The organism is Rhodococcus sp. P4_E4 (assembly GCF_056401575.1).
Genome location: NZ_JBFUJB010000006.1, coordinates 96,316 through 121,169, shown reverse-complemented (window position 1 = coordinate 121,169; position 24,854 = coordinate 96,316). Strand labels below are relative to the sequence as shown.

22 protein-coding genes and 1 riboswitch are annotated in these 24,854 nt (G+C 63.8%); of the genes, 14 read left to right on the top strand and 8 right to left on the bottom strand.

Features of this window, described 5'->3' with window-relative positions; translation table 11 throughout:
- Positions 1 to 85 precede the first annotated feature (85 nt).
- Positions 86 to 1,177: an anthranilate phosphoribosyltransferase gene (gene trpD, locus AC1DVN_RS09290; RefSeq protein WP_477993737.1), complete on the top strand. Its 1,092-nt coding sequence runs from the start codon at positions 86 to 88 to the stop codon at positions 1,175 to 1,177.
- 8 nt (positions 1,178 to 1,185) lie between these two features.
- Here trpD and AC1DVN_RS09285 read toward each other — a convergent pair whose 3' ends face one another.
- A complete protein-coding gene (locus AC1DVN_RS09285; RefSeq protein ID WP_003941677.1) occupies positions 1,186 to 1,461 on the bottom strand; it encodes an Lrp/AsnC family transcriptional regulator in 276 nt (91 codons plus the stop codon).
- Between the two features lie 78 nt (positions 1,462 to 1,539).
- Positions 1,540 to 3,300, bottom strand: a complete 1,761-nt coding sequence (locus AC1DVN_RS09280) for a DEDD exonuclease domain-containing protein (RefSeq protein WP_195791317.1) — start codon at positions 3,298 to 3,300, stop codon at positions 1,540 to 1,542.
- A gap of 521 nt (positions 3,301 to 3,821) precedes the next feature.
- Positions 3,822 to 4,000, top strand: a riboswitch (cyclic di-AMP (ydaO/yuaA leader).
- Between the two features lie 14 nt (positions 4,001 to 4,014).
- Here AC1DVN_RS09280 and AC1DVN_RS09275 point away from each other — a divergent pair.
- From AC1DVN_RS09275 to AC1DVN_RS09260, 4 genes are all read left to right on the top strand, one after another.
- Positions 4,015 to 4,572: a C40 family peptidase gene (locus AC1DVN_RS09275; protein ID WP_019748904.1), complete on the top strand. Its 558-nt coding sequence runs from the start codon at positions 4,015 to 4,017 to the stop codon at positions 4,570 to 4,572.
- Positions 4,573 to 4,896: 324 nt separating this feature from the next.
- Positions 4,897 to 5,949: a C40 family peptidase gene (locus tag AC1DVN_RS09270; RefSeq protein ID WP_020969878.1), complete on the top strand. Its 1,053-nt coding sequence runs from the start codon at positions 4,897 to 4,899 to the stop codon at positions 5,947 to 5,949.
- 74 nt (positions 5,950 to 6,023) lie between these two features.
- Positions 6,024 to 7,382 (top strand): gluzincin family metallopeptidase, encoded by a 1,359-nt coding sequence (locus tag AC1DVN_RS09265; RefSeq protein WP_477993736.1) that lies wholly within the window; start codon positions 6,024 to 6,026, stop codon positions 7,380 to 7,382.
- A gap of 107 nt (positions 7,383 to 7,489) precedes the next feature.
- On the top strand, positions 7,490 to 8,617 hold the full coding sequence (locus AC1DVN_RS09260) for a glycosyltransferase family 4 protein (RefSeq protein ID WP_020908095.1): 1,128 nt from the start codon (positions 7,490 to 7,492) through the stop codon (positions 8,615 to 8,617).
- A gap of 82 nt (positions 8,618 to 8,699) precedes the next feature.
- On the opposite strand, the gene AC1DVN_RS09255 is transcribed toward AC1DVN_RS09260, so the two are convergent.
- Complete coding sequence (locus AC1DVN_RS09255; protein WP_070386503.1) at positions 8,700 to 10,511, bottom strand: AMP-dependent synthetase/ligase; 1,812 nt, start codon at positions 10,509 to 10,511, stop codon at positions 8,700 to 8,702.
- 159 nt (positions 10,512 to 10,670) lie between these two features.
- On the opposite strand from AC1DVN_RS09255, the gene AC1DVN_RS09250 reads away from it, so the two are divergent.
- The 8 genes from AC1DVN_RS09250 (at position 10,671) to AC1DVN_RS09215 (ending at position 17,319) form a co-directional block, all read left to right on the top strand.
- Positions 10,671 to 11,057 (top strand): SRPBCC family protein, encoded by a 387-nt coding sequence (locus AC1DVN_RS09250; protein WP_019748899.1) that lies wholly within the window; start codon positions 10,671 to 10,673, stop codon positions 11,055 to 11,057.
- A 63-nt stretch (positions 11,058 to 11,120) separates the two neighbouring features.
- Positions 11,121 to 11,558, top strand: coding sequence for an SRPBCC family protein (locus AC1DVN_RS09245; RefSeq protein ID WP_019748898.1), 438 nt, complete (start codon positions 11,121 to 11,123; stop codon positions 11,556 to 11,558).
- Positions 11,559 to 12,827 (top strand): ArsA family ATPase, encoded by a 1,269-nt coding sequence (locus tag AC1DVN_RS09240; RefSeq protein WP_097387274.1) that lies wholly within the window; start codon positions 11,559 to 11,561, stop codon positions 12,825 to 12,827.
- Entirely contained in the window at positions 12,824 to 13,219 is a 396-nt protein-coding gene (locus tag AC1DVN_RS09235) for a hypothetical protein (protein ID WP_019748896.1), read from the top strand. The genes AC1DVN_RS09240 and AC1DVN_RS09235 overlap by 4 nt, the downstream gene beginning before the upstream one ends.
- Before the next feature lie 124 nt (positions 13,220 to 13,343).
- Positions 13,344 to 14,384, top strand: a complete 1,041-nt coding sequence (locus AC1DVN_RS09230) for an ROK family protein (RefSeq protein ID WP_020969875.1) — start codon at positions 13,344 to 13,346, stop codon at positions 14,382 to 14,384.
- 94 nt (positions 14,385 to 14,478) lie between these two features.
- Positions 14,479 to 15,285 carry a lysophospholipid acyltransferase family protein gene (locus AC1DVN_RS09225; protein WP_020969874.1) on the top strand — a complete coding sequence of 269 codons (807 nt, stop codon included), beginning with the start codon at positions 14,479 to 14,481 and terminating at the stop codon, positions 15,283 to 15,285.
- Positions 15,286 to 15,351: 66 nt separating this feature from the next.
- On the top strand, positions 15,352 to 15,843 hold the full coding sequence (locus AC1DVN_RS09220; RefSeq protein WP_003941683.1) for a polyadenylate-specific 3'-exoribonuclease AS: 492 nt from the start codon (positions 15,352 to 15,354) through the stop codon (positions 15,841 to 15,843).
- Between the two features lie 90 nt (positions 15,844 to 15,933).
- Positions 15,934 to 17,319 (top strand): class II 3-deoxy-7-phosphoheptulonate synthase, encoded by a 1,386-nt coding sequence (locus AC1DVN_RS09215; RefSeq protein ID WP_007730070.1) that lies wholly within the window; start codon positions 15,934 to 15,936, stop codon positions 17,317 to 17,319.
- Between the two features lie 83 nt (positions 17,320 to 17,402).
- On the opposite strand, the gene AC1DVN_RS09210 is transcribed toward AC1DVN_RS09215, so the two are convergent.
- Both AC1DVN_RS09210 and pknB read right to left on the bottom strand, forming a co-directional pair.
- On the bottom strand, positions 17,403 to 17,831 hold the full coding sequence (locus AC1DVN_RS09210; RefSeq protein ID WP_020969872.1) for a protein-tyrosine phosphatase family protein: 429 nt from the start codon (positions 17,829 to 17,831) through the stop codon (positions 17,403 to 17,405).
- Between the two features lie 27 nt (positions 17,832 to 17,858).
- Entirely contained in the window at positions 17,859 to 19,922 is a 2,064-nt protein-coding gene (gene pknB, locus AC1DVN_RS09205; RefSeq protein ID WP_019748891.1) for a Stk1 family PASTA domain-containing Ser/Thr kinase, read from the bottom strand.
- Positions 19,923 to 20,239: 317 nt separating this feature from the next.
- Between pknB and AC1DVN_RS09200 the strand changes: the two genes are divergently transcribed.
- The gene (locus AC1DVN_RS09200) at positions 20,240 to 20,608 is read left to right on the top strand and encodes an Rv2175c family DNA-binding protein (RefSeq protein WP_020969869.1); all 369 of its coding nucleotides are present in this window, start codon (positions 20,240 to 20,242) and stop codon (positions 20,606 to 20,608) included.
- Between the two features lie 20 nt (positions 20,609 to 20,628).
- Here the strand turns inward: AC1DVN_RS09200 and AC1DVN_RS09195 are convergent, their stop codons facing one another.
- The 3 genes from AC1DVN_RS09195 to crtI form a co-directional block, all read right to left on the bottom strand.
- Positions 20,629 to 21,573, bottom strand: a complete 945-nt coding sequence (locus tag AC1DVN_RS09195; RefSeq protein WP_020908087.1) for a phytoene/squalene synthase family protein — start codon at positions 21,571 to 21,573, stop codon at positions 20,629 to 20,631.
- A 10-nt stretch (positions 21,574 to 21,583) separates the two neighbouring features.
- Positions 21,584 to 23,161 (bottom strand): alpha-(1->6)-mannopyranosyltransferase A, encoded by a 1,578-nt coding sequence (locus AC1DVN_RS09190; protein WP_020969867.1) that lies wholly within the window; start codon positions 23,159 to 23,161, stop codon positions 21,584 to 21,586.
- A 98-nt stretch (positions 23,162 to 23,259) separates the two neighbouring features.
- Positions 23,260 to 24,852 carry a phytoene desaturase family protein gene (gene crtI / locus AC1DVN_RS09185; RefSeq protein WP_113683672.1) on the bottom strand — a complete coding sequence of 531 codons (1,593 nt, stop codon included), beginning with the start codon at positions 24,850 to 24,852 and terminating at the stop codon, positions 23,260 to 23,262.
- Positions 24,853 to 24,854: the final 2 nt, after the last annotated feature.

Genomic DNA, 24,854 nt, shown 5'->3' with positions numbered 1-24,854 from the left:
GCAGCACGAAACGACAGCTCGAAACGACAGCACGAAACGACAGTTCGAAATCCAGCCCACATGAACGACAGGGGACCAAGGCACTATGGCCGGCACCGACGCATCCAACGCCGTGAACGTCGATTCGAGTGCAGTGGTGCGGTCGTGGCCGATGATTCTCGGTCTGCTCACGGACGGCAGTGATCTGTCGGAAGCCGACAGTCGGTGGGCGATGGGCGAGATCATGTCGGACAATGCCACTTCCGCTCAGATCGCCGCTTTCGGCGTCGGGCTGAAGATGAAGGGCGAAACCCCCGGGGAGTTGGAAGGGCTCGCCGGCGCGATGCTCGAACACTCCCGGCGCGTGCCCGTCGATTCCGACGTCGTCGACATCGTCGGCACGGGTGGTGACCGCTCCAACACGGTGAACATCTCGACAATGGCCTCGATCGTGGTTGCCGCGTCCGGTGTGCGAGTTGTCAAGCACGGCAACCGCGCTGCTTCGTCCAAGAGCGGTGGCGCCGACGTGCTCGAGGCGCTCGGCGTTCGCATCAACCTCGGCCCGGAGCAGGTTGCGAGGTGCGTCGAAGAGGTCGGCATCGGCTTTTGTTTCGCGCCGGTCTTCCATCCCGCACTGCGCTTTGCGGCGGTGCCTCGCAAGGAAATCGGCATCCCGACGGCGTTCAACGTGCTCGGTCCACTGACCAATCCGGCTCGTCCGCGTGCCGGGCTGATCGGGTGCGCATTTCCGAAGCTGATCTCGGTTGTCGCGGGAGTCCTTGCGCAGCGGGGTAATTCAGCGTTGGTGGTGCGTGGAGACGACGGACTCGACGAACTGACCACATCGACGACTTCGACGGTTCACATCGTCGGCGGTGGAAGTGTGCGAACTGTCACGCTGGATCCGCGCGACCTCGGAATCGACCGCGTTCCTCTCGAAGAGTTGCGCGGAGGAGACGCCGAATTCAACGCCACCGTCGCCCGAACGCTGCTTTCCGGACAGAAGGGGCCGGTCCGGGACGCGGTCTTGCTGAACGCGGGAGCGGCCATCGCGGCGTTCAACGGTGTCGGTGACGATCTCGAGGGTGCGATCTCCGCCGGGATGACTGCAGCCGCTGCCGCGATCGACAGCGGCGCCGGCGCTGAACTGCTTCACAAGTGGGCGGCACTCACCGCCGAACTGGCCGACCAAGCCTGATCGACGAGCTACTCGCCCAGCGAGAAACCGGCCTCGACGTCTGCGCTGGAGAATGACTGGAAGGCGATGTGTGTGGCGGTTCGGAGAACGCCGGGCACCTTGTTGATTCCTCCGGTGACCACGTCGGCGATCTGGGCGTGGTCACGTACCTTCACGATGGCGATCAAGTCGACGTCACCTGCGCACGAGTAGACCTCCGTGACTCCGGACAGGTCGGCGACGGCCTGCGCGGTTTCCGGGATCCGAGCGGACTCGGCGTGAATCATGACGATGGCGTTGATCATTTCTCTCCTCGATTTCCCGGTGGGTTGTGATGACCCGGTGGTTTCGATCGAGCTTAGGGGTGTCGCTCCGTCGTTACGTCATCGATGTTCGGATTCGGTACCGGCCCGCGCGAGTCGGCACCAGGCTTCCCACTTGCCGGCGCCGCCCGCAGGTTCGACGTAGCCGGATGTCGCCGACACGATTCGGACACCGTCCGATGCGAGCCACCGTGCGATCAGGCCCAGTTCTTCGGGTGACGCGCCGCGGAACGGTGCGTCGTCCGGTAGGACGGTTTCGGCGGCCGCGGTGATGGCGTCGACGACGGGCATCGGGTGAGTTCCACGTCTGGCGAGCCCGGCGGACGCGAGACGTCCGGAACGGATCACCGACAGCTCCCAGCCGCCGTCCCCGGTGGGACGGGCGAGAATTAGTTGTTCGATCGCCGCGACTGCTGCGAGTCGCTGAGTGCGCCGCACTGCGGTAGAGACTGCGACCGTTCGGTCACGCAGACGAGCAGCATTCTCGAACAACGCGTGTGCGGACAGCTCGTCTATTCGCGCCTGCATTTGTTGGAGGGGAGCGTCGTTGGTTCCCCGGAAGAATCCACGCACAGTCTCAGGGGCGGCCGCGTAGTCCTCCGCAGTGAGTTCCGGTGCCCAGGAGGCGGGACACGCCCCCAGTTCGCGAGCGGGGCAGTCAGGGCCGTGAACGGCGCCGCGCCCGAGACGTTTGGTGCACGTGCGTAGGCGGCTGAACTCTGCGACGGTGTCGGCGACTTCGACTGCGTCGCCGCGAGAGGTGAACGGGCCGATCGAATCGGCCGTAGGCGTGCGAACCACGGACAGTCTGGGAAACGCCTCGTCGGTGAGAGTGATCCACCATCCTCTTTTGGGGAATTTGGAGCGACGGTTGTACGGGGGTGCATGCGCGCTCAGTAGGCGTAGTTCACGCACCCCTGCCTCGAGCGCATGGGCGCACTCGACGTGGTCCACACGGGTGGCGAGCGCGACCATTTCCTTCATCCGGCCGCGGGTCTCCGAACCGGTGAAGTAGTTGCGGACGCGGCGTCGAAGGTCGGTAGCAGTTCCTATATAGAGGGCTTCGTCCGAAGGGCCTCGGAAAAGGTAGACACCCGGGCTTCGCGGCAGGTTTGCGGCGAAGGACCGTTTGGCCCGCTGATGTGAGGAAATGTTGGGCAGGTAGTCGACGAGTTCGCTGTAACTGTGGACGCCTTGGTTCCCGACTCTGTCGATCAACCCGTGTAGGACGTCGACGGTCGCACGCGCGTCGTCGAGCGCGCGGTGCGTCGGTTGGGTGGTCACCTGGAAGAGATGGGCGAGTGCGGAGAGTTTGACCGAAGGCGCCTCGTCGCGGGTGAGCACGCGCCTGGCGAGCTTCACAGTGCACAGCACACGGAACGCCGGCCACGGGCGTGCGCTGCGTGACGCCGCTGCTTTGAGGAAGCCGATGTCGAAGGGCGCGTTGTGTGCCACCAGCACCGCACCCTCGGCGAATTCGAGAAAAGCGGGTAGGACACGTTCGATGGGAGGTGCGCCGATCAGCATGGCGGTGGTGATTCCGGTCAGTTCGACGATGTACGGCGGAATCGATCGGCCGGGGTCGACGAGTGTTGCCATTTCACCGAGCACTTCGCCACCGCGGATCTTGACGGCGCCGATCTCGGTGATGGAGTCCTGGTCGGCGCTTCCACCTGTGGTCTCGAGGTCGACGACGACAAACGTCGTTTCGCTCAGCGGTGTGTCCAGCTCGTCGAAGCTCAGTTGCCGCCCGACGTCGAACTTCTCCCCGTCGGAGAACGGGGACGGAGACGGAAATTCTCGGGCCGAGGCGGGACTCACACCGCAGACAGTAGAAGGACCCCCCGACACGAATTCGAGAGTGCATACGCGGAATCCGGCTCACTGCGACTTCCATTGGGAAAGCAACGGATTGACCCCCGACAAAAGTATGAGAGACGAGGATCACACTTGCGGTGGGAACTCGCGAATGCGGTCTCCTACCTACTTACCGGTAGGGCGATTCGTGAGGGTGTTGCTACGGCGATCAGTCGCCGAAACCGCCTGATTGATCGAAACGAGTTCTAGTTTCAAGTAATCGGCGTTGAACTGCATGGAAGATCGGATTGTCGGGTTTGGTGACCCTTGCCAGTGGGTAGCAAGCGCAGGTTTGCGGGCCAGGTGAGCCTCGCCGAACAGACCTGTTGTTATCTCTTCGTGACCCGTCCGGCGTATCGCGGGCGCGGCAGCATGATTTCCGGCGAATCGGGCGCGATTGTCACGAAGCGGTCGACATCGTCGCGATCATTTCGTAACCTTCCTGAGACCTAACGAAGTCTTGCCGGACCAAACAGGACCGGCATCGTCAGGAACCGCCTAATCGGGATCTCCGCGAGGAACCCGAACCGGGAACCCAAGTTTCCACTGGGGTGAATCCCGCCTGGGGTGCAGCACGCATGATCGCTGCGGACCACGCGGGTAGGGCTGATCTTCCCAGCCCGAACCCGTCAGCTAACTCGGTCGGCGGATGAATGGAAGAAATGGAGCACCCCTTAAGTGGCGTCACAGAGTTTCAAGCGTTCAGCGCAGTTGGCAGTAGCCGGCGCGCTCGCAGTCGGAGCATTTGCCGCAACCGCTGCACCTGCCTCGGCAGACCCCATCACCATCCCCGGCGTCGGCACCTTCGAGGTTCCGGGCGTTTCTATTCCTCAGTTGCCGGTCATCCCGGGCATCACCGACATCGCACCGGCCGCTCCGGCCGCTCCCATCTCCAGTGTTGGTGAGCAGGCAGTTCGCGCCGCAGAGAGCAAGCTGGGCTCCCCGTACGTGTACGGCGCATCGGGCCCGGACGCATTCGACTGCTCCGGTCTGGTCCAGTGGGCATACAAGCAGGCTGGTCTGAACCTGCCTCGCACGAGCTACGACCAGGCCGCAGCCGGCGTTGCCGTTTCACAGTCCGACCTTCAGGTCGGCGACGTGATCTCCTTCTACGGCGGATCGCACTCGGGCATCTACGCCGGCAACGGCAATGTCATCCACGCGTCGACCGCTGGTCAGCCCGTGAAGCTCGCACCGGTGTCCTCGATGCCGTACGACGGTGCTCGCCGTTACTGATTTCTGAACACGCTCGACGGCTGTCTCCGGTAGACGGTCGGAACGATCCGCCGCTGCAAGGCGGCGGAGCTCGGGGGAGCTCCGGATCTTCGAATGTGGGCCTCGAATCTTTGATTCGAGGCCCACATTTTCGTTTCGCGACAATTCGCCCGGTACTTCACCCCGACACGCCTACCGGCGAGTAGACACAAACGTATGCCGTTCCGTAACCTTATCGAGACATTGTGCGGCCGAGACAGGTACTGTGGATAGTTGACAGCCAGCTAACAGATCGTCGACCGGCCCCGGTCGACGTCGCTTCACCGAGACGGAGAGTTGCATTCCGTGGTTTCATCGAAAAACAACAGTCGAGTACGCGCCGCATTGACAGTGGGAGTGCTGGCGTTCGGACTCGTCGCAGGGCCTTCGATGCAGGCCGGTGCCGACCCCGTCATCACCAACCCCACCGAGGCGCTCGACAAGCTCGGTGAACTCTCCCGGGTATCCGAGCAGACCAACGAAGCGCTGCACAACGCACAGATCGACCTCGACGCGAAGCTGGCGGTCGCGAATGATGCGGACGCGCGTTCGGCAGCCGATCAGGGTCTTCTCGACGCGGCTTCGGCACGTGTCGCCGAGTTCGCTCCGGCGGTAAACCGTATTGCCACAGCGAATTACCAGGGTGCGCGGACCAATCGCCTCTTTGCGTTGATGGTGAGCGACTCGCCGCAGCAGTTGCTCGATCAGATGTCCGCGCTGGACGTGATTTCCAACGACGCGGCAGTGCAGGTCTCACAGTTCAACCAAGCCACTGCCGAAGCGCGTGCCGCCTCGGAAGCATCGAAGCGTTCGGCCGAAGAAGCGCGGACCGCCGCCGATCAAGCCCGCGCACTCAGTGACGATTTGCAGCGCAAGCAGAGTGAACTGCAGACGCAGATCGCCGACGTGACCAAAGCTTTCCAGAGCCTCACCGACGACGAGCGTAACCAACTGAGCGGTACGCCATTCCCGCCGGACGTCGATCTCAGCAAAATTCTAGCTAACTTGACGCCTGGTTCGGGTGCTGCTGCTCTGCAGGCAGGCCTCACGCGGATCGGTGACCCGTATGTCTGGGGCGCGACCGGCCCGAACGAGTTCGACTGCTCAGGTCTGGTCGTATGGGCCTACAAGCAAATCGGGAAGACTCTGCCGCGTTCGAGCCAAGCGCAGGCGCAGGGCGGTGTACCGGTGTCGAGGGACCAACTGCAGCCCGGTGACGTCGTGACTTTCTACAGCGACAACTCGCATGTCGGCATCTACGCCGGCGACGGAAACATTCTGCATGCGTCGACGTTCGGCGTACCGGTGAAGGTTCAGTCGATGGCAGGCATGGAGTTCTCCACTGCGCGTCGTTACTGACGGCTTGCTGCGCCCGAGCGGCGTGTGGCCAGCCGCCGTGAAGCGTCGAGTCGAGTTCTCCTACACTCGGCACCGTGCCGACTGAACCGATGACGACGCCCGACGTCGGCGCAGATCGACCACGCCGTTGGGAGTATCCAGCCCTCGTGGCGCTCGGCGTTGCCGTGGTGCTCGTTCTAGGTTTGACGATCTTCCTGACGAACAGGTCCGATTCCGACGAAAATGCGGCCAGTGAGCAGGACGCCGAACGCACCGCGCAGGTACAAGCATTTCTCGATGCATGGGCTGCGGCGCAGATGTCCGACGATCCCTCGGGGCTGGCGAAGTTCGTCGACAGTGCTGCGGCACCCGGTGTGCTCGAAGCGGAAGTTCGACGAGCCACCGCAGCGGGAGCGCTCGATTTCTCCGACTGGGGATACGAGATTCCCAGCGGCGGCCTGACACCGGCGCCGCGAACCGGTGCACCGGACGGAGACGTCGAGGTCTGGAATGCGCAGGTTCTGTTGCGATACGCCCTCGACGGCGTTGACGCATTGCCCACTCGCAAGGCAGTGTCCATGACGCTCGCGAAACGCGGCGATCAGTGGTCGGTTCTTGCGGACGGGTCGATCGTCGGACTGGACGGAGCCCGAACGGCGGGCGAATCCTGGAACGGCCCTTGGGACTTCGGCCCGCTGGCCGTCGCCGAAAATGCAGCGGGCAATGCACTCGTGATCGGTCACCCGGGTCAGCAGGCGTTCGTCGACGCTTTGGCGGCCGATGTGGACTCAGCCATCGAAAACACGACGCAGTTGTGGGGGCCGTGGTGGTCCGAGCGCGCGGTGCTCATGGTGGCGGGGTCCGCGGAGGAGTTCACCGCACTGGTCGGCTCCCATCACGACGGCGCTTCGATTGCCGCAGTGTCGGTCGCGGATGCAACGGCGGACGGGTCTTCCGACGTGAGCGGCCAGCGGGTGGTCTTCTCACCTGCCGCGGCTTCGAGGCTGACCGACATCACCAGGCGAGCGGTGTTGCGCCACGAGCTCATGCACATAGCCGCCCGATCGAAAACCCGTGACGGGTCGCCGATGTGGGTGTTGGAAGGGTTCGCCGAATACGCGGGAAATCGTGGATCCTCGCGGGCATGGGGTGAGATCGCGCCGACTCTGGCAGCAGCGGTCCGCTCCGGCGATACTCCGACAGAGTTTCCGGACGACACACAGTTCGGCGGTGTCCCGGTCGTGAGTTCACTGGCGTACGAATCGGCGTGGTCTATCAACGCGTATATCGCTGATCGATTCGGCGAGGCGAAGCTGACCGACCTCTTTCGCGCCCTCGCCTCCGGAAAGATGACGGCCGAAGACCTCGACTCGCGGATCCGAGCGGTCCTCGGCGTCGGAACCGAGGAACTGCGAGTCGGCTGGGTCGACTGGACCAACAGCCATCTGGGCTGAGCAGTTCGCGGCTGGGTCAGTTGCAGCGGCGAGGTGAGCTTCGCAAGTCTCGAAGCACTGCGTGCCCTTGTCACGACTCCAAGCGCAGCGTGCCCTACGGTGGACGGATGCGCCGGACCCTCTTGGTGACCAACGATTTTCCTCCTCGCCCCGGAGGTATCCAGTCTTATCTCCACACGTTTGCCGGGCACCTGCCGGCGGACAAGTTGGTGGTGTACGCACCGCGGTGGCGGGGCGACTCGCACAAGAAGTTCGATGCGGCACAGCCTTTCGAGGTCGTTCGGCACCCGACGACACTGATGCTGCCGTCGCCCTTTGTCGCTCGTCGGGCCGCGAAGCTGGTCAAGAAGCACGACTGTGAGTCGGTGTGGTTCGGTGCGGCAGCGCCCTTGGCGTTGTTGGCGCCGGTTGTTCGACGCGCCGGAGCGAGCCGAGTGATCGCGAGTACTCACGGCCATGAGGTCGGGTGGTCGATGATTCCCGGTGCGCGGCAGTCGTTGCGTGTTATCGGCGATCACACGGATGCGGTGACGTTTGTCAGCAAATACACCCGTGGACGGTTCTCGGCGGCTTTCGGCCCGCAAGCGGCGCTCGAGCACCTTCCGTCCGGAGTGGACACGTCGGTGTTCCACCCGGACTCGGTCGCCCGCGCAGAACTGCGCAAGCGATACGGGCTGGGAGAGCGGCCCACGATCCTGTGCCTGTCGCGGCTCGTGCCACGCAAGGGGCAGGACATGCTCATCAAGGCGCTGCCGACCATTCGCAAGAGCGTCGACGGGGCGGTACTGGTGATAGTCGGCGGTGGACCGTACGAGGACCACCTCCGTCAATTGACACGTAAGACCGGGATGGACGATCACGTCGTCTTCACCGGCACGGTGCCCGCCGCAGAGTTGGCGGCTCACCACACGATTGCCGACGTGTTTGCCATGCCGTGTCGCACGCGAGGCGCGGGATTGGATGTCGAAGGACTGGGAATCGTCTACCTCGAGGCCTCGGCGACCGGCGTTCCGGTCATCGCCGGCCGCAGTGGTGGCGCTCCGGAAACCGTGCAGCAGAACAAGACCGGGCTCGTAGTCGACGGCACCTCTGTTCGGGACGTCGCAGAATCCGTGATCGAGGTGCTGTCCGATCGTGATCGAGCGGCCGCGATGGGAGCAGCCGGCCGGGAGTGGGTTGCCGAAGACTGGAAGTGGGACACGCTCGCTTCGAAGCTGCGTAATCTGCTCGGCTGAGCCACCGGGACTCGAACGCAAACGGCCCGCACCGAATTCGGTGCGGGCCGTTCGTTGCTGCGAGAAGCTGCTTGCCGAAAACCTACTTGGCGTAGATCTTTTCGATGTCGGCGGCAAAGCTCTCGTGCACGACGTTGCGCTTGAGCTTCATCGTGGGCGTGAGTTCGCCTGTGTCCTCGGAGAAGTCGACCGGAAGAATGCGGAACTTCTTGATCGCCTCGGCGTGTGAGACGAGCTTGTTGGCCTCGTCGATGGCGTCCTGGATTTCACCGACCAGTTCGCCGTCCGAAACCAGGTCGGCAGCTGTGGTTCCCGCGGCCTTGTTGTTGCGCTCGTTCCAGGCGGGAAGTGCCTCGGCGTCGATGGTGATGAGAGCGCCGATGAAAGGCTTCTGGTCGCCGACCACGATGGCCTGGCTGATCAGGGGGTGTGCGCGAAGGGAATCTTCGAGCTGAGCGGGGGAGACGTTCTTGCCGCCTGCCGTGACGATGATCTCCTTCTTGCGACCGGTGATCGTGATGTAGCCGTCCTTGTCGACGGTGCCCAGGTCTCCGGTGTGGAACCAGCCGTTCTCGATCGACTCGGCGGTCGCCTTCTCGTTGCGCCAGTAGCCGGTGAAGACCACCGGTCCCGAGAGGAGGATTTCGCCGTCTTCGGCAATGCGAACGGAGTTGCCGGCCAACGGCTTTCCGACAGAGCCGACCTTCTGTGCGCCGATGGTGTTGACGGCGAACGCTGCGGTGGTCTCGGTCAGTCCGTAGCCCTCGTAGATCGTGACGCCGATACCGCGGAAGAAGTGGCCGAGTCGAGCGCCCAGGGGTGCACCACCGGAAATGGCCAGCTGGCACTGTCCACCGAGTGCAGCGCGCAGCTTCGAGTACACGAGCTTGTCGAAGAGGGCGTGCTTGGCCTTGAGAACGATGCCCGCGCCGCCCTTGTCCTGAGCCTCGCTCCACGCGACCGCGGTGTCTGCGGCCGCGTCGAAGATCTTGCCCTTGCCCTCACCGTGTGCCTTGGCGCGTGCGCTGTTGTAGACCTTCTCGAATACGCGCGGCACCGAGAGGATGAAGTCGGGCTTGAACTCGCCGAACGTCGGAACGAGGTTCGGGATGTCGCTCGTGTGTCCAAGCGCTGCACCGGCATCGAACGACGCGATGCTGACTGCGCGAGCGAGAACGTGCGCGAGCGGCAAGAACATCAGGGTGCGAACGCCGGGAGTCTTGAGCAGCGTCCCGAGGTTGGAGTCGAGGATGCCCTTCGACTCCGCAATGAGGTTGGAGTGCGTCAGCTGGCAGCCCTTGGGCCGGCCAGTGGTGCCCGAGGTGTAGATGAGGGTGGCGGGATCGGAGGCCTTCAGTGCAGCGACGCGGGCGTGGACGTCCTCGTCGGAGATGTCGGCGCCCAGTGCGGTCAATTCCTCGACGACACCCTTACCGGCTGCCGCGGCATCGATCTGGTAGACCGTGCGCAGCGCGGGTGCGGCTGCAGCGACGTCCTTCACGGTCGCGGCGTGAGTGTCGTTCTCGACGATGAGGTCGATTGCTTCGGAGTCCTCGAGAATCCAACGAACCTGCTCGGCTGCGGAGGTTTCGTAGATCGGAACCGTCACGCCACCGGCTGCCCAGATGGCGTAGTCGACGAGCGGCCATTCGAAACGCGTCGCCGACATGAGGCCGACGCGGTCGCCCTGCTTGACGCCGATCGCGATGAGGCCCTTGGCGACTGCAGTCACCTGGGCGGCGAAATCGCCTGCAGTGACATCGACCCATGCATTTCCGACTTTGCGCTTGTAGACAACCGCCGCCGGCTTCGTCTTCGCGAAGGCGAAGACCGAGTCGACCGCGGAGGCATCCTCGGGAATGGTGAACGTCTGGGGTGCGCTGAACTCAGGCACGAAATACCTCCGACACTGCGAAATACTGACGAGTAGGGTTTTCGTCTCCTACTGTAGTCGCATGTCCGACGCAGTTGTGGCCAGGCTTACAGTCTGTCCGGTATGTAGTGGTGCGACACCCCTCGACGCTTCGCCGACGCGATATGTGAAGCTACTTCGGTGAGCAGCATTCAGGTCGCAGACCAGACTTTCATCGCCGCCCCGCCCGAGCGGGTCGCCGAACTGTTGTCCTCGCGCGCGCGGTGGCGTCGCTGGTTCAGTGATCTTGCGCTCGAAGTCCGGGAAGATCGCGGTCCCGCAGGATTCCGTTGGGGAGTGTCCGGTCAGCTGGTCGGCACCATGGAGGTGTGGCTCGAACCGGTCATGGACGGGACGATCGCGCACTACTTCCTGCACTGTGAACCGGTCGGCGTATCACCGTCGGATCTGGCGAACCTCGACCTCGCCGGGATGAACCGAAAGCGTCGGGTCGACGGCAAGGTCATGTCCTTCCAGCTCAAGCGCGAACTCGAAGCAGGACGTGCCGCCGGGGTAGCACCGGACTGATAATCGAAGTAGTGCTCGTTGTGCAGGTTCTGGACTTTTGACGAAGGAAGGTAGCGCAGTCGTATGGCCGAGAAGACCAAGGGGTTGATCAGCATCGACGCCCCTGCCGACGCCGTGATGGACGTCATCGCCGATTTCGCGCAGTACCCCGAATGGGTGGCCGCGGCGAAGTCCGTCGAGGTGACGGCGCCGGGGCAGGGCGGCCGCGCGGACCGAGTGCGTTTTGTCCTCGACGCGGGGATGGTGAAGGATACCTACGAACTGCAGTATTCGTGGGCGCCTGACGGGATGGCAGTGAGCTGGGAGCTGATCTCGGGTGAGATCCAGAAGTCCCAATTCGGTTCGTACACACTCGAGCCCGGCCCGAACGGCACCACCTCTGTCACCTACGAGTTGACGGTCGACCTGACGATTCCGATGATCGGTCTCTTCAAGCGCAAGGCCGAGAAGATCATTACCGACACAGCTCTGAAAGAACTGAAGAAGCGAGTCGAGGGCTGAGTGCCGGAGCAACGATCTCGCGTCCAACTGTTCGTCGGTAAAGGCGGAGCAGGCACGACGACGCTTGCCTCGGCGACGGCTGTGTCGGCTGCGTCCGACGGGGCACGAGTGCTTTTGGTGTCGATCGATCAGGCAGGTTCTCTCGCGGATGTCGTGGGCGTGCCGGCGCTGCGAACGACTACACCTCTCACCGAGCGCCTCGACGTCCGGCAACTCGACACTTCCGAGCTCCTCGAGGAAAAGTTCCGAGGACTGTCGGGATTGATCGATGCTGCAGGAAATTTCGGAGCGGGAGATCACGAACACGGTTCGTCGTTCGAGGGGTTGGAACCGGAAGAGTTGACGGGATCCCTGGGGATCCAAGACATACTCGGACTCTCCGAGATCGTCGATATCTCGAGCAGCGGTGACTACGACCTCGTGATCGTGGACTGTCCGGCCGCAGCCGAAGCGCTGCGGATCCTCGGGTCACCGTCGATGGTGTCGGAGTATCTCGAGCGATTGTGGCCGCGGCACAGGCGGATGGTCGCCGTGACGGGCTCGGACATGCGAGTGTTGCTACTCGTGTCCGTCATCGAACGCGTGCTCGCGTCGGTGGATCGAATCGCCGTTCACCTCTCGGATCGGGAGAACACCAGCGTGCGCGTTGTGACGTCGGCCGATGGCGTGTCGGCCGCGGCGACTCGCCGGACGTTGTCCGGTCTGGCTCTGGCCGGATTGCGAGTCGACGGGATTATGGTCAACAACCTTGTCCCGCAGTTCAACTCGTCGGCCGGGAAGGGTGTCGACGATTCGCCGGCGGCGCAGTGGCTCGCTTCGATCAGGGCGTCACAGGCACTCGTCGTCGACGAATTGCGTGGATCGACTGATGGAATGTCCGTCACAACGGTCGAGCGCGCCTGCGCCGAACCGGTAGGGTTGGCGGCTCTGGGCGAGATCGCGGCCACGTTCGAGGGTGGAACGGGCACGGATTCGGACACCGTCGACACAATCGACGCTGTCGACACCGCGGACAACATCGTGGTGTCGTTGGAGTCGGGGGCCGGAGTCGATTCGGTGTACGTGATGCGGATGTACCTTCCGCTCGTGGATCCGTCGTCGTTGTCGTTGGGCCGGGTGGAGGACGATGTGCTGGTGGGAGCAGACGGCGTACGACGCAGAGTTCGTTTGGCGTCGGTGCTGCGTCGTTGTGTCGTGAACGGGGCGGAGTTGGACGGCAGTTACCTGATCATCCGGTTCAGCCCGGATCCCGCGGTGTGGCCAGTATGAGCGAAGAGCACGAGCGCCTCGTCGCGGAATTTCGCGCGCTGGCGGATACCGTTCTGACGCGCCTGGAACCGGTCTTGCAAAAGGCTGCAGCAGCGACGGCCGACGTTGCGGGTGACTCGGCGTCAGCGGACACGCAGCCGGTGTTCACTGGCTGCAGTTGGTGCCCGGTGTGCGCTCTCGCTGCACTGGTTCGCGGTGAGCACCACGAACTACTGGCGTTTCTCGCGGGTCACGCAGCGGCGTTCCTCGCATTGCTTCGCGAGATTCTCGACGAGTTTCTCGGGGGGCCGTCCGGCCCGGATCGCGGACCGGACAGCGGAGCGACGACGCCAGGTGCCGAGCGAACTCGAACGGCGGCATTTGTCCCGATCAACGTGACGGTCAAGGACTGACTTAGTACCCCGGGTAGAGCTGACGGCCCGAGTTGAGCACAATCGACACAATGGTCACCGACGCACGAGGCACCGATACAGGGTGCGCACTCCAGCGGGCGCCGCTCGCGCGGGAATTGGCGCGATGAGCGCGCGCCGCTTGAAAGCGGTCTCCGACTCCACCATGGACGACATCTTGACGGTCGGCATCGACGTCGGCGGAACGAGCATCAGGGCCTCCGTCGTGGACGTCGACGGACAAGTGCTCGAGATGATTCAAGCCCCGACCCCGCAGTCCGCACGCGCTCTCGAAGACGGCCTCGATCGCGTCGTACGCGAACTGGTGACCCGGCACGAGGTATCTGCCGTGGGGTTGGCGGTCGCAGGCTTCATCACCTCCGATCGAAGCTCGGTTCGGTTCGCGCCGCACTTGCCCTGGGTGGACGCGCCGGTGGGCAGTGACTTGAGTAAGCGGCTCGGATTGCCGGTCGTTCTCGAGCACGACGCCAATGCAGCGGCGTTCGCGGAGCACCGATTCGGCGCGGCCGCAGGTGGCCGCAATGTCGTGATGGTGGCAATCGGGACCGGAATCGGCGGCGCGCTGCTGATCAACGGTGAGCTGTACCGGGGCAGTCACGGCGTCGCCCCCGAACTCGGCCACATCCAGGTCGTGCCAGGCGGGCGTCAGTGTGCGTGTGGCAAGCGTGGGTGTTGGGAGCGCTATTGCAGCGGAACGGCGCTCGTGGACACGGCAATCGAACTGCTGGCCGCCGACCCGGCTGCGTCGACGGTTCTAGCGCGCGAAGTAGCGGTGGATCCGGGTTCCCTCACCGGTCGCCGGATCGCCAACGCCGCGCAGGACGGTGACCCACTCGCTCTGGCAACCATTGCCGAGTTCACCCGTTGGCTGGCCGTCGGATTGGCGATGGTCGGGGACGTCTACGATCCCGATCTGGTCGTGATCGCCGGCGGCGTCGCGAGTTCTGCCCCACTGTTTCTCGACGACGCCCGTGAGCAGTACGCGACATTGTTGACCGGCGCGAAGCACCGCCCGCTGGCACGAATCCGTTCGGCTCAACTCGGCGAAGCTGCGGGCATGGTGGGCGCCGCCGCATTGGCGCGTTCGGTAGTGCCTCAGGATCTCGGTGGGGTCGACGGCGCTGGAACCACGTCTGCCGGACTGTGATCGGGTCGATCCTCCAGGGGCGTGTGTAGCGGGGGTTACCGGTCGGCAGTAAGGTCGTACTCAGCGAAATTCAGCTGTGAATGGGAGGGACGCCGTGTGGTATTGGCTCTTCAAGTATGTGTTGCTGGGGCCGATTCTCTGGCTGCTCGGGCGTCCGACGGTCAAAGGTCACGAGAACATTCCGACTGACGGCGCGGCCATTCTGGCCAGCAATCACCAGGCGGTTCTGGACTCGTTCTACCTTCCGCTTCGCGTCAACCGCCGCATCACCTTCCTTGCCAAGAGCGAGTACTTCACCGGTTCCGGCCTGAAGGGCGCTTTCCAGAAGTGGTTCTTCACCGCGGTCGGGCAGGTCCCCATCGACCGAACCGGCGCGGACGCGGCGCAGGATGCGCTCAACGCCGGTCTCAAGGTTCTCGGTTCGGGCAGTCTGCTGGGTATCTACCCCGAAGGAACGCGTTCGCCTGACGGTCGTCTCTACAAGGGCAAGACCGGAATGGCGCGCCTCGCGCTCGAATCGGGCGTCAAGGTGATCCCGGTTGCGATGGTCGGTACCGACAAGATGAATCCGATCGGCTCACGGATGTGGCGCCCCGCGAAGGTCACCGTGATCGTCGGTGAACCCATCGATTTCTCCCGCTTCGAAGGCATGGGCGGAAACCGCTTCGTCGAGCGGGCTGTGACCGACGAAGTGATGTACAAGCTGATGAAACTCTCCGGTCAGGAGTACGTGGACATCTACGCGGCGAGCCTCAAGAACCAGGCGCCCACGAAACCCGAAGCTGCCGTCGATGTTCCGGCGGAAGGCGGCGAGTCGGTTGTTGATCTCGTGGTCTCGGCCGAGTCGAAGGAGTCCGCGAAGACCGACAAGGATTCGCTCCCGGACGCACAGGCCAGCTAGAGATTTCCCACACCTGCCGCACGCGCATTGGCTCCAGAGCCTGCGCGTGCGGCATAGTTTTCGGACGTGCGCTACTTCTACGACTGTGAATTCATCGAAGACGGTCGAACCATCGATCTCGTGTCCATCGGCGTTGTCTGCGAGGACGGCCGAGAGTATTACGCGGTCTCGACGGAGTTCGATCCCGCCCGTGCCGGTAGTTGGGTGCGCAAGAACGTGCTGCCGAAGTTGCCGCAGCCTTCGTCGCCGCTGTGGAAATCACGCGAGAAGATCCGCGACGATCTTCTGAAATTCTTCGTTCCGCGGCCGATGGTCGTTCCGGAGCTCTGGGCGTGGGTAGCCGCATACGACCACGTCGCGCTGTGCCAGTTGTGGGGCGATATGACCGAACTACCGCAGTCGATGCCGCGGTACACCCGCGAACTCCGACAGTTCTGGGAAGACAACGGCAGTCCTGCCCTCCCGTCAGCGCCCGCCGACGCACACGACGCACTTGCCGACGCCAGGCACAACCTCGTGAAGTTCGACGCGATTTCGGCAGCACGTTCACTTCGCTGACTCAGGTTTCGGTGCGCGAGAAGTGTCCCGATTGGGCTGCGATCGAGAGCCTGTGTGACGCGCCGACGGGCGAGCGAATATCCTGTAGAGGTGAACTGGACTGTCGACGTGCCGATCGACCGCTTGCCCGAACTCCCGCCGCTGCCTGCCGGACTGCGTAAGCAGCTCGACGAGGCACTCGCGAAGCCCGCTGCTCAGCAGCCCTCGTGGCCCGCTGACCAGGCGGCCGCCATGCGGACTGTGCTCGAGAGCGTGCCTCCCATCACGGTGGCCAGCGAGGTCGAGGCGCTGCAAGAGCGTCTCGCGCAGGTCGCGCGTGGTGAAGCATTCCTGCTCCAGGGCGGTGACTGCGCCGAGACATTTGCGGACAACACCGAGCCGCACATCAAGGGAAACATCCGCACGTTGCTGCAGATGGCCGTCGTGCTCACCTACGGTTCCTCGATGCCTGTCGTCAAGGTTGCTCGCATCGCCGGCCAGTACGCCAAGCCGCGTTCTGCCGACATCGACTCGCTGGGGCTCAAGTCGTACCGCGGCGACATGATCAATTCGCTCGTCGCCGACGAGGCAGTCCGTGCGCACGATCCTTCGCGTCTGGTGCGCGCATACGCCAACGCCAGCGCCGCGATGAACCTGGTTCGCGCGCTCACCGGCGCCGGTATGGCCGATTTGCACAAGGTGCACGACTGGAACCGCGAGTTCGTCGCAGCTTCGCCCGCGGGCGCACGTTACGAGCAACTGGCAGCCGAGATCGACCGCGGCCTGCAGTTCATGAACGCGTGTGGCGTCACCGATCCGAGCCTGCACCAGGCACAGATCTTTGCCAGCCACGAGGCCCTGGTTCTGGACTACGAGCGCGCGATGCTGCGTCTCGACAACGACAGCGACCACCCCAAGCTCTACGACCTGTCGGCCCACTTCCTCTGGATCGGTGACCGCACCCGTCAGCTCGACGGCGCGCACATCGCCTTCGCCGAGTTGGTCTCCAACCCGATCGGCCTCAAGATCGGTCCGAGCACCACGCCGGAAATGGCGGTGGAATATGTCGAGCGTCTCGACCCCACCAACAAGCCGGGTCGACTGACTCTGATCTCGCGCATGGGCAACGGCAAGGTCCGCGACCTGCTGCCGGCGATCATCGAGAAGGTCCAGGCCACCGGCCACCAGGTCATCTGGCAGTGCGATCCGATGCACGGCAACACCCACGAAGCCTCCACCGGGTACAAGACGCGCCACTTCGATCGCATCGTCGACGAGGTTCAGGGCTTCTTCGAGGTCCACAACGGCCTCGGTACGCATCCGGGTGGTATCCACGTCGAGCTGACCGGTGAGAACGTCACCGAGTGCCTCGGCGGCGCGCAGGACATCTCAGATCTCGATCTCGGTGGTCGCTACGAGACGGCGTGCGACCCCCGATTGAACACCCAACAGTCGTTGGAGCTCGCGTTCCTCGTGGCCGAGATGCTGCGAGGCTGAAACCCTGCTTCGCCGAAGCTGATTCGCACTGGCACTGATTTTCGGCAAACGCCCTCACCCGCTCGCGCCGGTGGGGGCGTTCGCTATTTCGTGAATCGTGTGACGAATCGGCGCTGCCAGGGCATTTCGACGGCGCGAGGTGAGTAGCGTGCGCGAACGTACGCGGTGGCGTCCTCACTCGGCACTCCGTCCATAATGGCAAGAGCGGCCAAAGCTGTTCCGGTGCGGCCGAATCCGCCACCGCACGCGATCTCGACTCTTTCGGTTTCCGAACGCACCCAAACTTCGTGCAAGGCGCTGCGCAGCGCGTCGGGATCGCTCGGCAACCAGAAATCTCGCCAGCGGACCCACACCGAATCCCACTCGGTGGCGGGAGGTTCTTTACCGGTCAGATAGACACCGAAGGTGGGGAGAGGCCCGGAAGGAAGTGGATTGCGGAGTCCTCGACCCCGAATCGATCTCCCCGACGGCAAGTCGAGTATCCCTATGCTCTCGGGTTCCCACGTGGCCATGAATTCAGACTAGGCCGAAGCGGACTGTCAGGGAATTGCGACGACGCTGATGTCGGTGCCCTTGGCAACGAGGTCGTTCTTGACGCTCTGGCTGATGATGACCGAGCTGTCGTTCTGGGTGAGCTGACGCACGGTGATCTCGAGGCCGAGGCGGCCGAGTTCTTCGCGTGCTGAGGACACGGAGCGGCCGATCAGCGAGGGAACCTTGACGGAGTCGGAGATGAGGAGAACAACGGAGGTGCCGGCGTTGACGGAGGACCCGACTGCAGGATCTGTGCCGATCACGCTACCGCCCTCGACGGCGTCGTCGAACGTTGTTCTGGTGGTGCTGACGGAGATACCTACCTTGTCGAGGGCGGCGCGCGCAGCGTTCTCGGACATGCCCTTCACGTCGGGAATGTCAACGGGCGGTGACCCTTTGGACGTGATGACCTTGACCGAGGAGCCCACGGCAACCTCGGTTCCCGGCGCCGGGTCGAGCGCCGCCACGCCGCCGATCGGGATCTTGGAGCTGAATGTGTCCCCGCCGTCGACCGCGACGAGAGTGCGGTCGGCGAGTTGTGCGCCTAGGGCCGAGACGTCGCCGCCGGCCGGAATGGGCGGAACAGTCGGACGCCCGAGCGAAGTCAGCAGCGCGACGGTCGAGCCTTTGGTAACCCTGGAGCCGGAGGCCGGGTCTGTCCCGATCACCGTGTCGATGGGTTGGGCGTCGGAGTACTGACCCTGGACGTCGGGGGAGAGCCCGGCGTCCTGCAGAGCGGTGACCGCAGTGTCCTTGGTCAGCCCGTCGATCGAGGGAACAGCTGTATAGCGGCCCGAGCCCATCCACCATCCGCCGAAGCCCAACGCAAGCGCGAGGACCGCGATGACGAGCAGCCAGATCAGGGTGGCTCGTCGAGACTTGCGTCGTGCTTCGACAAAATGAGCGTGCGGATCGTCAGGTCCCAGTTGGTCGTCGCCGAAATCGGAACCGTCGTCGAAGTCCGAGTCGCCGTCGACCGTCGCCGGACGAGCAGTTTGTGCGGTGACCGCGCGAGTGTGCTGAATGCCACCGGGGGGAGGAGAGCCCGTGCCGAGCGCCGTGGTGGCTGCCGCAGCCGGGGCCACGCCGGACGCCAATACCGTCGTGGCACCAGGGTTCGGGCGCGCAGCAGAGTTCGGGTGTACATCCGTCGGGGGCGCAGGCGCCGGTTGTGGCCGAGCCGGGGCAACCTGCGCGCTCTGGTGCTGGGCGCTTCGACGCGGAGCCGGAACGCGGTATGACGGAAGTTCCAGTTGCTCGCTCACACTGCGAAGTGCAGCTGCCATCTCACCAGCGTCGGCGAAACGATGTGCCGGCTCGCGGTGAGTGGCTTCGGCAACCAGGCGATCGAACTGCGCCGGTACACCGGGGATGCGTGAACCGGGGCGCGGGACATCGTCGTGGATGCGTTGGTAGGCGATGGAGAGTGACGTATCACCGGTGAACGGTGTTGTACCGGTGAGAAGTTCGAACATCAACACGCCGGTCGAATAGACGTCGCTTCGAGTGTCGGCAATTCCTGACGTCACCTGTTCCGGCGACAGATAGGCTGCGGTGCCGAGGATCACGCTGTTGGAGGTGGTGGTTGCTGCCGCGGCTGCACGCACCAATCCGAAGTCGGCGATCTTCACTTCGCCGGTGTCCGAGATCAAGATGTTCTCGGGTTTGACGTCACGGTGAACCAGTCCCGCTCGATGCGCCACCGCCAACGCGTCCAGGACAGGTGCCACGACTGCAGCGACGGCGTGAGGCGGCATCGGTCCGCGCTCACGAAGGAGTTCGCGCAAAGTTCCACCGTCGACGAGTTCCATCACGAGGAACACGTGATTGCGATCGCTGCCCTGGTCGTAGACGGCCACAAGGGACGGATGCTTGAGTCTGGCCACGGCCCGGGCCTCGAACTCGAAACGAGTCAGGAACGCCGGATCGCCGGCAAACTGCGGGTCCATCACCTTGATCGCGACAGGTCGATCCAACCGTGTATCGAGGCCTCGATACACGGTCGACATACCGCCGCGCGCGATCGGTGCGTCCACTCGATAGCGGCGCTCGAGCATTTCGCCGATCAACCCTCGACCTCCGTAATGACTATTCCTCCGTGCTTGCGATCTGTGTGGTTGTGCTCTGGGCGGTAGCTGTCAGCATGTAAGTGTGGCCCCCGCCGTACGGGCGCCGATTCGCGGTCACCACGAAATCCCAGTTCACGAAATCCCGGTTCGCGAAATCTCGGTTACTGATACGCCGCATCCCGTCCATCGTAGCCAGCGATACCGACGCGGAAGTCTCGAGAACGTCACAGAGCGCTGTGACCCAAGCGGAGCGGCGGTTTCGAGCACTGCACCGGGCGGTACACAGCGGGCTCGCCGGACCGGATAAACTTCTCGCGGTGAGCGCGATTCCTTATTGTGATGATGTCCTGGATTCTTCGGTTTCCCTGTTCCAGCTGGTGGATGTGGCGAAGAACGTCGGGTTGCCGGTGAGCAAGGTTCACCAGTTGCTTCGCGATCACAAGATCATCGCAGTCAAGCGGCATGGCGTTCTCGGTGTCCCCGAAGTGTTCTTCGGCGAGGACGGCCAGATCGTCAAGTGGTTGCCCGGTCTGCTGGCGGTGCTGCACGACGGCGGCTACACCGATATCGAAATCCTTCGCTGGTTGTTCCTGGCCGACGATTCCCTGCCGGGGCGCCCGGTGGACGCACTGCATGGTGATCTCGCGCGTGAGGTCATCCGCCGCGCACAGGCCATGGCTTTCTGAGATGCCGGCCTTCTGACAACTCACCTCATGCGGTTTTTCGCCGCGTAGGTTGCCGACCGGACCAGACCCGGCGCAGCGACTCGAAGTCGCGTGCGTCCGGGAACGGACACTCGTCGATGCAGTATCCGGAAGTCGGCGCGCTCGACCTGGTCGAGAATTGCTCCGTACAACACGAAAGCCGTGCGGATCGACGGCTGGACCCGCCGATCGAGCATCGGGATGCCGGATTCGGCAGACCGATACCGCCCCCGCGTCACGGCAATGAAGTGTGCCAGCGCGCGCTTGACCCGAACGTCCACCGTTCCGGTTCTGCGCCCGTGCTCGAGCATCTCGATGTCGACCCCGAATGCGGCGAACTCGCCCGCCGGGAGATACAGACGTCCCCGGTCGAGGTCTTCACCGACGTCGCGGATGAAGTTGGTCAGCTGAAACGCCTCACCGAGATTCGACGCGGGCACTACAGCTTCCTGCTGCGGAACGCTCACTCCGAGAATCGGGAGCATCTGCAAACCGATGACGACGGCGGAGCCGTACATGTACTCGCTGAGTTCGTCCATCGTGTTGTAGACGGGTCGAAACTTCGCCGTGTCGGGGGCGTCCATCCGCATGGACTCGAAGAAGGCGTCGAAGTATGCACGCGGAATGTCGAACGTCTTCACAGCATCGGCGAAGGCAGGGAGTACGCGTGTGAGGTCGAGGGGAACCGTCGACGGGAAGCCACCTGTCGCAGTGGGGTTGTCGAGTGCGGTGACGGCTGCACGTTCGACGTCGGCAAGCACCGTGCCTCGTTCATGCGGACCCGAGGGTTCGTCCACGACGTCGTCGACGACGCGAGCAAATGCGTAGAGAGCGTGAACTGCGCGGCGTCGAGGCTCGGGCAGCAACCGAGTGGCCAGAAAGTACGTTCGGCCGTGTTCCCTCGTCACGTCCTCGCAGAATTCATAGGACGCAGACAATGCGTTCATGACACGCGGATCACGCAGATTCTGACGTCGAGGGCGCCGAGGCGGCTGACGTCATTTCGATCGGTTTCTCGTGTTTGCGTCCACGAAGTCTGAGTGGATCTTCCGTCTGCAAGGACATAGCCGCGATCACGGCAGCGACGATGGCCAGAGCCACATGCGGGAAGGTGTAGAGGCCGATCGATCCGTCAGGCTGGAACACCAGCATCAGCCAGGTGGACAGCCCTGTCAGTACGGCGAGAGTCGTCGGCGACATTGCGAAACCGGCCGCTACTGCCAGCGGCCAGGAGTAGTACCAGGGGAGTGCTGCGGGGGACAGAACGACGATGGCGACCATCACGATCACGATGCCCATGACGGCGTCGCGCTCGGTCTTGCGGTAACGCCACCACACGACGGCGATGATCGCGATCAACACAACCGCCGAGATGGTCCGGGAGACTTCGAGGATGTCGTTGAAATGGTCACCGGCGAACCAGGAGGTGGCCATGGTTCCGATGTGCGCCACGATCGTGGGCAGCGAGAGCCAGTTGATGATCTTTGCCGAACCCGAGAGTGCGGTCGTCCAGCCGAGGCCGACTCCGGCGATCAGTGAGGTGGATCCGAGTACCGCCACGAATACCGCGAAACCTGCACCGGCCGTTTTGACGAACGATCGGATCGGTGACGCCGGTTCGCGCCCGGCCGCGGCCGCGTCCTCCCGCTCGTGGATCATCCAGATCCAGACGATGAAGGGAAGTGCGACGCCCGCGGTTGCCTTGATCGCGACGGCGAGTGCGATCAGCCCAATTCCGAACAGGTGCTTGCGTTCGAGAGCGAGCGCAATGCCCGCGGCCATGAGGCCGACCATGAGCATCTCGTTGTGAACGCCGCCGATCAGGTGGATCAGGACGAGGGGATTGAGTACTGCGAGCCACAGGGCGATCGAGGTGTTTCCGCCGAGCTTCGTCGCGAGATGGGGAACGGCCCACATCATCAGGGCGAGTCCGGGCAGCATCGTGATCCGCAACAGCATCGTGCCGGCGATGACGTTCTCGCCGGTCAGCCGAACGATGGCGTCGGCAAGGAGAAGGTGAACCGGGCCGTACGGGGTAGTTGTCGTCGTCCACACGTTGGAGACGTTGTCGAGCAGGATTCCCGGATTGACGACGGGGCCGACGGCATACGGGTCGAAGCCGTTGCGTAACAAGGCGCCCTGTGCCAGGTAGGAGTAGGCGTCACGGCTGAACATGGGCACCGCGAACAGCAGCGGAAACGTCCAGACCGGGACGACGTAGCGCAGGCCGCGCAACGAGACGTCACCGCGCAGAGTCGAGCGGCCCAGTCGAACCCAGGCAGCGATCATGCACAGGACACCGATCCAGACGATGGCCGCCGACAGAATCGATCCGTGTCCGAAACGGAGCCAGGACAGATGCATCGACTCGAGCAGCGGATCTTGGCGCCGGACGCTACCGGCACCGAATCCGCCGAACGTGATCATGACTGCGCCGAAGAAACCGAGCAGTGCACTGTGACCTTCGGGAGTCCGAAGGAAATTGGCGGCCCTTAGGTGCCACGGTCTTTCAGTGGCTGCGGCAGAGGACGTCATCGGTGCAGGTTCCTCCCCCGAGGAGATCGGTGTCGATCGGCGCATGCAGCGCCCGAGTCGGTGAATCGTGGATGAATGGTCGGTTACGAGGGGCTAGTTTAGTTGCTCGCACGAGTGCCCACCGCGCTGGCTCGCTCGCGTGTACCGGTAATACGTTCGGCGGCGAGCCGGCCGGACAGCAGAACGGTCGGTACTCCCACCCCCGGAACGGTTCCCGATCCGGCGAGAACGACGTTGTCGAAGCCGCGGGCGAGGTTCTTGCGTCGGAACGGCCCCGTCTGGGTGAAGGTGTGTGCCGCCGCGAACGGGCTACCCGCGGCCATGCCCTTCTCGAGCCAGGTCTGCGGGGTGTCGACGTGATCGATATCGAACCCCTCGACCAGTCCCGTATAGCCACGTTCTTGCAGCGTGAGGATGATTTCACGCACGTAGGCCGGGCCGAGAACTGCCCAGTCGAGCGGCGCACTGTCCAGATTCGGGCACGGCGCGAGGACTGACAGCGGTTCACGGATCCGGCCGTCTCGCGAGAAGGCCAGGCTCGGGTCGGTCTGCGCCGGTCGGGTGACGAGCAGTGACGGATCACTCATCAATTGCCCGCGGCCGCGGCGTGCCGTGATCTCGGCGAAGGTGCGCTTCCACGCCTCGCCGAAGTCGATCATGTGGTGTCGCTGCGCGGGCCATCCGTCGGCGACGGCTGAAGAAACAGTGCCGTGAATCACGACCGCGGACGGCGATGTACGCACCGGTCGCGGGCGCAATCGCGTATGCGGGCGCAAGAGGGAGTCCGTGACGGCCATGTCGGGGGTGAGGACTGCGACATCACAGTCGTAGCTCTCACCGTCGCGTGTGTGTACGGCACGCACGCGACGGTCGCTCGCCTCGAGTCGTTCGACCGTGCGGCCGAGATGCAGAATTCCGCCGGCCTCGGTGAAAGCGTCGGCCATCGATTCGGCGATCGTGCGCATCCCGCCCTCGGGAAAGTAGACGCCCAGTGAGGTGTCCATGTGAGCGATCGCTCCGTACACCGCGAGGGCTCGAGATGGAGCAACGCCCGCATACAGCGCTTGGAAGGTGAAGATCCGCCGGAGGCGAGGGTCGCGGATCTTGCGATCCACCTGCCCGCCCAGTTTCCCGAATCCTCCCAGTGCGACGAGTCGGCTCAGATCCTTGACTGCTTCACGCGAATTGACCAGTCCGAGGGGAGAATCGAAGTCGGCGTCCATGAAGCGGTCGAATTCCGCGTCGAAGATGCGGTTCAGCCATCGCCGCAACGCACGGTATCGCTGCGCTTCTTCCGGCCCGCAGACACGAGAGACTTCGGCAGCCATGTCTTCGGGGTCGGCGTGAACATCGAGAGCGGTGCCGTCTGCGAATCGCGCGTGGTACGTCGGATCGAGCTTGTGCACAACGAATTTGGGGTTTGTCGAGTCGGGGTCGGCGCCGACGGCCGCAAGAGCGTCTTCGACGAGTTCGGGCATCGTGAGCACCGTTGCGCCGTTGTCGATGCTGTAGTCACTGCCCTGGTAGACACCGACTCGCCCGCCGACCGAGCCGTTGCTCTCGAGGATCGTGACGTCGCGGCCGGCGCCACGCAGATACAACCCCGCAGACAGTCCGGCAAGTCCCGCGCCGACGATCACGACTCGATCGGTCGGCGAGCTGACGGTTCGAGTGCGGTGCACGTCTGCCACGG